The following is a 12,223-nucleotide window of genomic DNA, read 5'->3' as shown; positions in this document are numbered from 1 at the left end:
TACGGCTGCGGGGTACTGCCCCGGCAAGGCTGGTCCCGTGCTGCCGTGCCCCGGGCGGGGGTCACCGTTAGCGTCGCCGTATGACGGTGACTTGGGAAGAGCTCGGGTGGGAGCGGGTGGCCGGCGGGGTGGGGCGGTGCCGGCTTCCGGTGTGGGACTGCACGGCGGGGCTGGTCGCCGGTGAGGGCGCGGTCCTCATGATCGACGCGGGGTCCAGCCCGGCCGAGGGCGCGCGGTTGCGCGAGCAGGCACAGTCGCTCACCGGTCACCGTGTGACACATCTCGCGCTGACCCATCCCCACTTCGACCACGTCTTCGGTGTGGCGGCCTTCACGGACGCGGAGGTGTTCGGCGCGGTGGGCGTGGACACGGTGCTGACGCGCGTACGGGACCGCGAGGAGCTGCGCGCCGACGCGGTACGCAACGGCCTGGCGGAGACCACCGCGCGGGAGTCGGCGGACCGGCTGGTCCCGCCCCGCCACCTGGTCTCCGGTGAGTGGACCCTCGATCTGGGCGGCGGGCGCCAGGTGCTGCTGGCGAACGTGGGCCCCGGGCACACCGCGCACGATCTGGCGGTGCTGGTGCCGGGTGATCCGGAGGTGGTGTTCTGCGGCGATCTGGTCGAGGAGTCCGGCGAGCCGCAGTCGGGCCCCGACGCCGTGCCGTCGCACTGGCCGGCCGCCCTGGACCGCCTGCTCGACCTGGGCGGGCAGGACGCGCTGTACGTGCCCGGTCACGGAGCGGTGGTGGACGCGGCGTTCGTCCGCGCCCAGCGGGACTCGCTGGCGGCGCGTTTCGGCGTGTCTCCGTGACCGCTCGCCGGCTTCTCCTATCGTCATTCGAATGCGCCAGTACTCGCCCGATCTGACCCCGCCGTGGAAGAAGCCGCAGCAGCCGGTGCCCGAGGTTCCGGCGGAGCCGGGTCTGGTCGTCGAGGAGGCCGGGACCGGCTTCTGCGGCGCGGTGATCCGCTGCGAGGCGGGCACGGTCACCCTGGAGGACCGCTTCGGCAAGCACCGGGTGTTCCCCATGGAGCCGCGCGGCTTCCTCCTGGAGGGCAGGTCCGTGACGCTGATCCGCCCCTCGGCGGGCGGCCCCGCACGTCCCGCCCGCACGGCCTCCGGTTCGGTCGCCGTCCCCGGTGCCCGCGCACGCGTGGCCCGCGCCGGCCGCATCTACGTCGAGGGCCGGCACGACGCCGAGCTGGTCGAGAAGGTCTGGGGCGACGACCTGCGCATCGAGGGCGTGGTCGTGGAGTACCTGGAGGGCGTCGACGACCTGCCGTCCATCGTCGACTCCTTCGCCCCCGGCCCCGACGCCCGCCTCGGCGTCCTGGTGGACCACCTGGTGCCGGGCAGCAAGGAGTGGCGCATCGCCGAGTCGGTGACGAGCGACCACGCCCTGGTCGTCGGCCACCCCTACATCGACATCTGGGAGGCGGTGAAACCGTCGTCCCTGGGCATCGAGGCCTGGCCCCGGGTCCCGCGCGGCCAGGACTGGAAGACGGGCGTGTGCAGGGCGCTGGGCTGGCCGGAGAACACGGGCGCGGCCTGGCAGCGGATCCTGTCGGGGGTCCGGTCGTACAAGGACCTGGAGCCGGAGCTGCTGGGCAGGGTGGAGGAACTGATCGACTTCGTGACGGCCTAGCTGCGGGCATACGTGCCTCCCCCAGTGCCTTAAGGGCCTGGGAGGTGCCCCCAGGGCGGCACCCGTCCCACAGAGAGCGGCACCTCGTCGCGCCGAGGTGTGCATCGCCCCGGCCCCGGCACAGACGCCGAGCACCTCAGTCCACCAGATCACGCACGACCCCGTCCGCCAGCAACCGCCCGCGCAACGTCAGTACAGCCCGCCCCTCCGCATACGGCCCCTCCTGAAGCAGCCCTTCGGACAAGGCCCGCCGAGACGCCGCAAGCCCCTCCTCCCGCAGCAACGACAACGGCACACCGTCCCGCAGCCGCAACTCCAGCAGGATCCGCTCGACCCGCCGGTCCTCCTCCGACAGCACCTCACGCCCGGCACCCGGCGACCGCCCCGCCGCCAGCGCCCCCGCGTACGCCCCGGGATGCTTCACGTTCCACCACCGCACCCCGCCCACATGACTGTGCGCGCCCGGCCCGGCCCCCCACCAGTCCGCGCCCCGCCAGTACAGCTCGTTGTGCAGGCACCGCCCCGCCTCCGAGGTCGCCCAGTTCGACACCTCGTACCACTCGAAGCCCGCGCCCGAGAGGATCTCGTCCGCGATCAGATACCGGTCGGCGTGGACGTCGTCGTCGGTCATCGGCACCTCGCCCCGGCGGATCCGCCGAGCCAGCTGCGTCCCCTCCTCGACGATCAGGGCGTACGCGCTGACATGGTCCGGCCCGGCTCCCAGCACCGCGTCGAGCGAGGCCCGCCAGTCGTCGTCGGACTCCCCCGGCGTGCCGTAGATCAGGTCGAGGTTCACATGCTCGAACCCGGCCGCCCGGGCCTCGGCGACACACGCCTCGGGCCGCCCGGGCGTATGCGTCCGGTCCAGCACCTTCAGCACATGCTGCCTCGCGCTCTGCATGCCGAACGAGATCCGGTTGAAGCCCCCCTCGCGCAGGGCCGCCAGATACGCCGGATCCACCGACTCCGGGTTCGCCTCGGTCGTGACCTCGGCGTCCTCCGCGAGCCCGAACTCGTCACGGACGGCCGCGAGCATCCGCACCAGGTCACCGGCGTCGAGCAGGGTGGGCGTACCCCCGCCCACGAACACCGTACGAACGGGCCGGGGGTCGTCCCCCAGCACCTTCCGCGCCAGCCGGACCTCGTCGACCAGCGTCTCGGCGTAGTTGTCGCGCGAGGCCAGCACACCACCGGTGCCGCGCAGCTCGGTCGCCGTGTAGGTGTTGAAGTCGCAGTAGCCGCAGCGGGTCGCGCAGTACGGAACGTGCAGGTAGAACCCGAGCGGGCGGTCGGCGGCCCCGGCGAGGGCGGACGCGGGCAGCGCGCCGTCGTCGGGGACGGGCTCGCCGTCGGGGAGTGCGGAAGGCATACGTTCCATTGTCCAGCACCCGGGCGGTCAATCCGCCTGGAGCACCAGCAGCGCCAGGTCGTCCGCCGGGGGCCGCGCCCCGAACTCGTGCACCAGCCGCCTGATCCGCTCGGCTATCAGCTCGGCGTCCAGCCCCGCGCACCCGGCCAGCGCCGTCGCGAGCCCGTCCCCGTCGTCGAACTGGCGGGACCCGGAGCGGCGCTCGGTCACGCCGTCGGTGACGCACAGCAGCGTGTCGCCGGACCGCAGCTCGAAGGTCTCGCTGGTGTACGTGGCGTCCTCGACGACGCCCAGGAGGGTCTGGGGCTGAGCGGCCGTGTGGACCTCACCGCCCGTCCCGAGCAGCAGGGGCAGCGGGTGCCCGGCGGAGGCGACGGTGCAGCGGACGCCGCCGTCGAAGGGGACCAGCTCGCCGTACAGCAGGGACAGGAAGCGCGTCTGGGGGCCGTCGCCGGGCGGGGTCGGGCGGGCGCCCGCGGCCACCAGCGCGCGGGCCGCCGCGTCCGCGGCCTCCGTGGCGTCGTCGAGCAGGAGCTGGTTGAGGCGGTCCAGGACGTCGGCGACCCGGTAGCCCTCCCGGGCCAGCAGCCGCAGCCAGGGCCGGGCCAGGCCGATCACGACGGCGGCTTCGGGGCCCTTGCCCTGGACGTCGCCGACGGCGAAGCACCAGCGGCCGTCACCGGCCGGGAACAGATCGTAGAAGTCGCCGCTGGGCCCGCCCTTGTCGCACGGCTCGTAGACGAGGGCGCTGCGCACCCCGGGGATCTCGGCCACGGCGCCAGGCAGCAGTCCGCGCTGGAGTACGGCGCTGATGGTCGCCTGGCGGGCGTACTGGCGGGCGGCGCCGATGGCGAGCGCGACCCGGCGGCTGAGGTCCTCGGCGAGGCCGGTGATCTCGTCCGGGAAACCGGCGGCACCGGACCGTCCGATGACGAGGGTGCCCAGCGGGCGTCCGCCGGCGACGAGCCGGTACGCGAGGGCCGAGCCCGGCTCACCGGGCTCGTCACCGAGCGCCTCACCGGGCCAGGGGTAGTCGACCGGCCCGGACCCCAACGGGTCGGACGGGTGCGGCGCGTCCTTCTCCAGGGCCCGGCGCAGCTCCTCGATGCGGTTCTCGCTGCCGTGCCAGACCCGGGCCAGGCGGGGACCGCCCGCTCCGGCCCCGCCGCCCCAGCCGCCGCCGGTGGCCTCGTCCTCCAGCCACACCGCGCACCAGTCGGCCAGCCGGGGCACGATCAACTGCCCGGCGAGGGCGGCGACCAGGTCCTCGTCCAGCTGTCCGGCGAGGAGGTCGGAGGCCTCGGCGAGGAAGGAGAGGGCACCGCGGCCCAGCCAGGCGCCGTCGCGTCCGTCACGGCCGTCGCAGTCCTCGTACCGGTCCCGCCAGTCCCTCAGGTCGTGCCAGTCGCGCAGGTCGGGGGAGCCGCCGGGGTCATCGGCGTCCCGTACCTCGCGCGCCTCCCGCAGGGCGTGCTCATCCGGTGGCTCGTTCCCACCGCGTCCGGAGCGCCGCCGGCCCCGATCGCCCTCCCGGTCGTCCTGACCATGGGGAGGTTCCGGCGCCAGGATCTCCGCCACCCGCAGCCCGCGCGCCAGCGCGTGCTCCCCGGCGTACGCCTCGATCTGCTCGGCCGCCGCGCAGACCCCGGCGGGCAGCCGCGCCCACACCGTCTTCCGGCCCGTGCGGTACGTGATGCCCCAGGCCTCGGCCAGCGCGCCGACGAGCCGCAGGCCGCGCCCGTACTCCGGGATGTCGTGCGGCGTTTCCGGCTCGCCGCCGCGCGGTGCGCGTGAGGGGTGGTGGTCGGAGACCTCGACGACGAGCGCGGCCGTGTCGTTGTCGTCGGCTTCCAGCCGGCACTCCAGCTCGACGTCGGTGCCGGCGTGCACGACGGCGTTGGTGACGAGCTCGCTGACGACGAGCATGGCGTCGTCGGCGAGACGGTCGGTGAGGTGCTCGGCGCCGGGCAGTTGGAGCCCGGTCCACTCGGCGAGCGCCGCGCGCACCAGGGCGCGGGCGGAGCCCGGCGCGAGAGAGCTGCCGGACAGGGCCGCGTACGCCCGCGCGCGCTCCTTCTCAGGCGCCTCCGAAGCGATCACGGGCGCCCCTGAAGCGACCACGGGCACCTCGGACGCGGCCACGGACTCCCCGGACCCAGGCACGGACACCTCGGACGCGGCCACGGGCGCCTCAGTGTTCAGCACGGGCGCCCCGGACGCGGGCCCCGGCGCCTCGGAAGACAGTGCACACTCCTCGGAGACGGCCCCCTCGTGCACGGGCACCGGCGTCTCCGAAGCGTGGGCAGGCGCCTCTGAGGCACGGGAGGCGGTCTCCCGTTGCGTCGGAATGGCCCCCATGGACAGCTCCCCGGGCAGTTCGTACGAATACGCCACAGTCGATGCCGACAGGGTGACAGACTGACCACGCCCATAAGCGCCGAGTTACCGAAGTGGCCCGCCATGAGTGAGAACAGTGCTACTCCTGTGGTCGAAGACGGGCACGAAGACGGTCAGATTCGTGCATCCGATCTCCGTCCCCTGCTCGCAGCCATGACAGCCGCGCGCGACGGCGACTTCACCAAGGTGCCGGAAACCGGCCACGGGATGGTGGCCGAACTCACCGCGGTCTTCAACCAGATCATGGACCGCAGTGTCCACTTCACCACCGAGGTGCGCCGGGTGAGACGGGAGCTGGTGCGGTACGGCCGGCTCGACGAGCGGCTCTCGGCCAGCCCGGGTCAGGGCCTGTGGACGTCCCGCGTCAACGACGTGAACCAGTTGCTCGACGCCCTGGTCGCCCCGGCGGCGAACGCCACACGCGTGCTGGACGCGGTGGCCGGTGGCGATCTGACCCAGCGGGTCGATCTGCACGACGGCACCCGGGAGTTACGCGGCGACCTGCGGCGCCTCGGCCGGGCCGTGAACACGATGGTGGACCAGCTCTCCCTGTTCACCGGCGAGGTGACGCGGGTCGCGCGCGAGGTGGGTACCGAGGGGCGGCTCGGCGGCCGGGCCAAGGTGAAGGGGCTTTCGGGCAGTTGGCGCGACGTGACCGAGGCCGTCAACGCGATGGCGGCCCGGCTGACGGCCCAGGTGCGGGACATCGCGGCGGTCACGACGGCGGTGGCGCGCGGCGACCTGACCCGCACGGTCACGGTGGAGGCGACCGGCGAGCTGCTGGAGCTGAAGCTGACCGTGAACACGATGGTCGACCAGCTCTCCGCCTTCGCCGACGAGGTCACCCGCGTCGCGCGCGAGGTCGGCACCGAAGGCCAGCTGGGCGGCCGGGCCCAGGTCCGGGGCGTCTCCGGCGTCTGGAAGGACCTCACCGACAACGTCAACTTCATGGCGTCGAACCTGACCTCGCAGGTCCGCAACATCGCCCAGGTGACGACAGCCGTGGCCAACGGCGACCTGTCCCAGAAGATCACGGTCGACGCGCAGGGCGAGATCCTGGAGCTCAAGTCGACGATCAACACGATGGTCGACCAGCTCTCCGCCTTCGCCGACGAGGTCACCCGCGTCGCCCGCGAGGTCGGCACCGAGGGCAACCTCGGCGGCCGGGCCCAGGTCCGGGGCGTCTCCGGCGTCTGGAAGGACCTCACCGACAACGTCAACTTCATGGCCGACAACCTCACCTCCCAGGTGCGCAACATCGCGCTCGTGTCGACGGCCGTCGCCCAGGGCGACCTCGGCAAGAAGATCACGGTGGAGGCCAAGGGCGAGATCCTGGAGCTCAAGTCGACGATCAACACGATGGTCGACCAGCTCTCCGCCTTCGCCGACGAGGTCACCCGCGTCGCCCGCGAGGTCGGCACCGAGGGCAACCTCGGCGGTCAGGCCCAGGTCCGGGGCGTCTCCGGCGTCTGGAAGGACCTCACCGACAACGTCAACTTCATGGCGCTGAACTTGACCTCGCAGGTCCGCAACATCGCCCAGGTCACCACGGCCGTGGCCAACGGCGACCTGTCGAAGAAGATCACGGTCGACGCCCGCGGCGAGATCCTCGAACTGAAGGACACCGTCAACACGATGGTGGAGCAGCTGCGCGCCTTCGCCGACGAGGTCACGCGCGTCGCCCGCGAGGTCGGCACCGACGGCCGGCTGGGCGGCCGGGCCCAGGTGCTGGGCGTCTCCGGCGTCTGGCGGGACCTCACGGACAACGTCAACTCCATGGCCGACAACCTCACCTCCCAAGTGCGCAACATCGCCCAGGTCGCGACGGCCGTGGCGCAGGGCGACCTGTCCCGGAAGATCGACGTGGACGCCCGTGGCGAGATCCTGGAGCTGAAGACCACCATCAACACGATGGTCGACACGCTGTCCTCCTTCTCCTCGGAGGTCACGCGCGTGGCCCGCGAGGTCGGCTCCGAGGGCCAGCTCGGCGGCCAGGCCCGGGTCGAGGGCGTCTACGGCACCTGGAAGCGCCTGACGACGAACGTCAACGAGCTGGCCTCGAACCTCACCACCCAGGTCCGCGCGATCGCCGAGGTGGCCTCCGCCGTGGCCCAGGGCGACATGTCCCGCTCGATCACGGTCGAGACCCGCGGCGAGGTCACCGAGCTGAAGGACAACATCAACCTGATGGTGGCCAACCTGCGCGAGACGACCCGCGCGAAGGACTGGCTGGAGTCCAACCTGGCCCGGCTCGCCGCCCTGATGCAGGGCCACCGCGACCTGATGGAGGTCGCCGACCTGATACTCCGCGAGCTGACCCCGCTGGTGAACGCCCAGTACGGCGCGTTCTACCTGGCCGACCCGGAGGAGGACGGAGCGGCGGTTCCCACCAAGGGGCTCGCCTTCATCGCCGGCTACGGCGCCGCCCAGGACGCGACCGTCGAGACCGGCGCCCTCCCGGTGCACGGCCTGGTGGCGCAGGCGGCCCGGGAGAAGAAGCGGATCCTGGTCGAGGGCGCCCCGCCCGACTACATCAAGATCAACAGCGGCCTCGGCGAGGCGGCCCCCACGACGATCGTCATCATCCCGATCCTCTTCGAGAACAAACTCCTCGGCGTCATCGAACTCGCCTCCTTCTCCCGCTTCTCCGACGTGCACCTGGCCTTCTTCGACCAGTTCGTCAACACCATCGGCGTCGCCATCAACACGATCATCGCCAACTCCCGCACGGAGTCCCTGCTCGGCGAGTCCCAGCGCCTGGCCATGCAGCTCCAGGAACGCTCGGACGAACTCCAGAAGCAGCAGGGCGAACTTCAGCGCTCCAACGCCGAACTGGAGGAGAAGGCCGCCCTGCTGGCCACGTCCTCGCAGTACAAGTCGGAGTTCCTGGCGAACATGTCGCACGAACTGCGCACACCGCTCAACTCCCTGCTGATCCTGGCCCGGCTGCTCTCCGACAACCCGGACGGCCACCTCTCGGACCAGGAGGTGCAGTTCGCGACGACGATCCACCGCTCGGGCTCGGACCTGCTCCAGCTGATCAACGACATCCTGGACCTGTCGAAGATCGAGGCCGGCCGGATGGACGTACGCCCCAAGCGGCTCCCCCTGATCAAGCTGCTCGACTACGTCCACGCCACGTTCCGCCCCCTCACCATCGACCGGGGGCTCGCCTTCGAACTGGCGGTCGGCGAGGACGTACCGCGCGAGATGTACTCGGACGAACAGCGGCTCCAGCAGATCCTGCGCAACCTCCTCTCCAACGCGATCAAGTTCACCGCGACGGGCAAGGTCGAGCTGCGGGTCGACCGGGTGAAGGACACCGAGCACCGCTACATCCGGGACACCGACGACGTCATCGCCTTCGCCGTGTCCGACACCGGCATCGGGATCGCGCCGGAGAAACTCCCCGTGATCTTCGAGGCGTTCCAGCAGGCCGACGGCACCACCAACCGCAAGTACGGCGGCACCGGGCTCGGCCTGTCCATCAGCCGGGAGATCGCGGGCCTGCTCGGCGGCCGGATCGTCGCCGAGAGCGAACCCGGCAAGGGCTCGACGTTCACCCTGTACGTGCCTGTCGTGAGCCCCGGTCACACGGCCCCGGGACCGGCCACGGACGACCGCCCCGAACTGCCCCTGCCGCTGACCCTCCAGCCGGCCACCGCCGGGCCTTTCCCGGCCGCGAACGACACGGACGACGCCTGGCCCTTGCCGACCAGGCTGGAGACGTGGACGTCCGGCAGGCCGGGCCGGATCCTGGCCGGGCGACGCGTGCTGATCGTCGACGACGACATCCGCAACGTCTTCGCCCTCACCCATGTCCTGGGCCGCGTCGGCATGACCGTGCTGTACGCGGAGAACGGCCGCGAGGGCATCGAGACGCTGGAGCGCAGCCCGGACGTCGAACTGGTCCTGATGGACATCATGATGCCGGAGATGGACGGTTACGAGACCATCTCCGCCATCCGCCGCACCCCGCGCTGGGCCGACCTGCCCATCGTCGCCCTGACCGCGAAGGCGATGCCCGGCGACCGCGAGAAGTCCATCGCCCGCGGCGCCAACGACTACGTGCCCAAGCCGGTGGACATCGACCGGCTGCTGACGGTCGTCTGCGAACTGCTGAGCCCCGAGGACGGGGATGAGGAAGCATGAACAGCACGGCCGGCCACCCCCAACGCGCCGGAATCCTCCTGGTCGACGACATGGAGGACAACCTGACCGCCCTGGAGGCCGTCCTCGCCTCCCTCAACGAGCCGCTGGTGCGCGCCCGTTCCGGCGAGGAGGCGCTGAAGGCCCTGCTGCGGCAGCCCATCGCCCTGGTCCTGCTCGACATCCGCATGCCCGGCATGGACGGCTTCGAGACGGCCGCCCACATCAAGCGCCTGGACCAGACCCGCGACGTCCCGATCATCTTCCTGACGGGCGCGGACGACGACTCGGGCTACGCCTTCCGCGGCTACGCGACAGGCGCCGCCGACTACGTGACCAAGCCCTTCGACCCGTGGGTCCTCAGGGCCAAGGTCAGCGTCTTCCTGGACCTCTACCGCAAAGGAAGAGAGGTGGAACGCCTGCGCGCAGAGATCCAGGACCTGAAACGCCGGGTGGAACAAGGCGCCTAGGGGCGCGGGGCTGTGTCGATTTGCGGCTCCGCCGCGTGGGCGCGACAAGCCACGACGAACCCGCAGCCGCCACACAACCCCCACCACCCCCTACGCCTCGCGGGAGCCTTCGTACATCTCCTCGATCAGATACTTGTACTCCCGCTCCACAACCGGCCGCTTCAGCTTCAGACTCGGCGTGATCTCACCGTGCTCGATATCGAGGTCCCGCGGTAGCAGCCGGAATTTCTTGATCGTCTGCCACCGCTGAAGCCCCTCGTTGAGCTGCTTCACATACCCGTCGACCATCTCCACCGTCACCGGCGCGGAAACGATCTCCTCGTACGACTTCCCCTCGAGGCCGTTCTCCTTCGCCCACTCCGTGATCGCGACCTCGTCGAGCGCGATGAGCGCCGTGCAGAAGTTCCGGTCGGCGCCGTGCACGAGGATGTTGGACACGTACGGGCACACCGCCTTGAACTGCCCCTCGACCTCCGCCGGCGCGATGTACTTGCCGCCCGACGTCTTGATGAGGTCCTTCTTGCGGTCGGTGATCCGCAGGTACCCGTCGGGGGACAGCTCCCCGATGTCCCCGGTGTGGAACCAGCCGTCCGCCTCCAGCACCTCGGCGGTCTTCTCGGGCAGCTTGTGGTAGCCCTCCATGATGCCCGGGCCGCGCAGCAGGATCTCCCCGTCGTCGGCGATCCGCACCTCCGTGCCGGGCAGCGGCTTGCCGACCGTGCCGGTGCGGTAGGCCTCGCCCGGGTTCACGAACGACGCGGCCGAGGACTCGGTCAGGCCGTAGCCCTCCAGGATGTGGATGCCGGCGCCGGAGAAGAAGTACCCGATCTCGGGTGCCAGCGCCGCCGAGCCCGAGACGCAGGCCCGCAGGTTCCCGCCGAAGGCCTCCCGGATCTTGGCGTACACCAGCGCGTCGGCGACCTTGTGCTTCGCGCCCAGCCCGAACGGCACGGACATGGTCCCGGTACGCCGGAAGTTGTCCTGCGCGGCCTTGGCGTACTCGCGGGCGACCTCGGCGGCCCACTGGAAGATCTTGTACTTGGCGCCGCCGCCCGCACGGGCCTTCGCGGCGACGCCGTTGTAGACCTTCTCGAAGATGCGCGGCACGGCCGCCATGTACGTCGGCTGCACCACCGGCAGGTTCTCGATGATCTTGTCGACGCGGCCGTCCACGGCGGTGACGTGCCCGACGTCGATCTGGCCGGAGGTGAGCACCTTGCCGAAGACGTGCGCGAGGGGCAGCCACAGGTACTGCACGTCGTCGCTGCTGATCAGCCCGGTCGCGGCGGTCGCCTTGGCCATGTACGACCAGTTGTCGTGCGGCAGGCGCACGCCCTTGGGGCGGCCGGTGGTGCCGGAGGTGTAGATGAGGGTGGCCAGCTGGTCCTTGGTGATGGCGCCGACCCGTTCCTTGATCAGGTCGGGGTCCTTCTCCAGCCGGGCCGCGCCGCGCTTCTCCAGCTCGTCGAGGGTGAGGATCCAGTCGGCGGTCTCGACCCCGGCCGGGTCGATGACCACGACGTGCGTGAGATCGGTCAGCTCGGCGCGCTTCTCCTGCGCCTTGGCCAGCTGCTCCACGTTCTCCGCGATGAGCACCCGGCTCTCGGAGTCCGACAGGATGTACGCCGACTCCTCGGCGTTGGTCTGCGGATAGACCGTGGTCGTGGCCGCGCCGGCGCACATGATGCCCAGGTCGGCGAGGATCCACTCGATGCGGGTGCTGGACGCGAGGGCGACGCGCTGCTCGGGCTGGATGCCCAGCTCGATGAGCCCGGCCGCGATGGCGTAGACCCGCTCGGCGGCCTGCGCCCAGCTCAGCGACTTCCATTCGTCCGGCCCCTGCCCGGAGGACGCGGGCACCGGATAGCGGTAGGCCTCGGCGTCCGGCGTGGCCGCCACGCGCTCCAGGAAGAGGCCCGCCACGGACGGCGGACGGTTCTCGATCAGTGTCTGTGTGTCGCTCACGACATCCTCCGGGCCCGCGACAGTGCGGCTGGCTCAGGTGCGGCTGGGTTTCACTCACGAGCTGCTGTTCGCGAGCGTTGTTTAACTCGCGAGTAACTATCGAGCAGGGATCAGAGTAAAGGTCGACCGGCCGCTTCGTAAGGGTCCGCGGCCTGTCACTTCATACAGAGAGCTACCCCGCGTACGCACAGGGCCCGCCGCACTTTCGCGCGACGGGCCCCTGTTC

At 71.2% G+C, this 12,223-nt stretch carries 7 protein-coding genes; 4 read left to right on the top strand and 3 right to left on the bottom strand.

What is annotated here, in order from left to right; all coding sequences use genetic code 11:
- The first annotated feature begins 80 nt into the window (after positions 1–80).
- A complete protein-coding gene (locus QC385_RS26665; protein ID WP_279543902.1) occupies positions 81–812 on the top strand; it encodes an MBL fold metallo-hydrolase in 732 nt (243 codons plus the stop codon).
- 31 nt (positions 813–843) lie between these two features.
- Positions 844–1,647: a DUF3097 domain-containing protein gene (locus tag QC385_RS26660; protein WP_279543901.1), complete on the top strand. Its 804-nt coding sequence runs from the start codon at positions 844–846 to the stop codon at positions 1,645–1,647.
- Positions 1,648–1,783: 136 nt separating this feature from the next.
- Here the strand turns inward: QC385_RS26660 and hemW are convergent, their stop codons facing one another.
- Positions 1,784–3,016 (bottom strand): radical SAM family heme chaperone HemW, encoded by a 1,233-nt coding sequence (gene hemW, locus QC385_RS26655; RefSeq protein ID WP_279543900.1) that lies wholly within the window; start codon positions 3,014–3,016, stop codon positions 1,784–1,786.
- Positions 3,017–3,043: 27 nt separating this feature from the next.
- Positions 3,044–5,137 (bottom strand): SpoIIE family protein phosphatase, encoded by a 2,094-nt coding sequence (locus tag QC385_RS26650; protein ID WP_443033010.1) that lies wholly within the window; start codon positions 5,135–5,137, stop codon positions 3,044–3,046.
- A gap of 339 nt (positions 5,138–5,476) precedes the next feature.
- Here QC385_RS26650 and QC385_RS26645 point away from each other — a divergent pair, with 339 nt between their 5' ends.
- Positions 5,477–9,565, top strand: coding sequence for a HAMP domain-containing protein (locus tag QC385_RS26645; RefSeq protein WP_279543898.1), 4,089 nt, complete (start codon positions 5,477–5,479; stop codon positions 9,563–9,565).
- Entirely contained in the window at positions 9,562–10,032 is a 471-nt protein-coding gene (locus QC385_RS26640; protein ID WP_279543897.1) for a response regulator, read from the top strand. The genes QC385_RS26645 and QC385_RS26640 overlap by 4 nt, the downstream gene beginning before the upstream one ends.
- A 90-nt stretch (positions 10,033–10,122) precedes the next feature.
- On the opposite strand, the gene QC385_RS26635 is transcribed toward QC385_RS26640, so the two are convergent.
- Positions 10,123–11,997, bottom strand: coding sequence for an AMP-dependent synthetase/ligase (locus QC385_RS26635; RefSeq protein WP_279543896.1), 1,875 nt, complete (start codon positions 11,995–11,997; stop codon positions 10,123–10,125).
- Positions 11,998–12,223: the final 226 nt, after the last annotated feature.

It is taken from the genome of Streptomyces sp. DH10, from assembly GCF_029813805.1.
Taxonomy (GTDB): domain Bacteria; phylum Actinomycetota; class Actinomycetes; order Streptomycetales; family Streptomycetaceae; genus Streptomyces; species Streptomyces coeruleofuscus.
The sequence above is the reverse complement of the archived record's forward strand: the minus strand, read 5'-3'. Positions and strand labels throughout refer to the sequence as shown.

Coding starts and splice junctions, on each gene's coding strand:
- QC385_RS26665 (WP_279543902.1), top strand. CDS start 81: ATGACGGTGACTTGGGAAGAGCTCGGGTGGGAGCGGGTGGCCGGCGGG.
- QC385_RS26660 (WP_279543901.1), top strand. CDS start 844: ATGCGCCAGTACTCGCCCGATCTGACCCCGCCGTGGAAGAAGCCGCAG.
- hemW (WP_279543900.1), bottom strand. CDS start 3,016: ATGCCTTCCGCACTCCCCGACGGCGAGCCCGTCCCCGACGACGGCGCG.
- QC385_RS26645 (WP_279543898.1), top strand. CDS start 5,477: ATGAGTGAGAACAGTGCTACTCCTGTGGTCGAAGACGGGCACGAAGAC.
- QC385_RS26640 (WP_279543897.1), top strand. CDS start 9,562: ATGAACAGCACGGCCGGCCACCCCCAACGCGCCGGAATCCTCCTGGTC.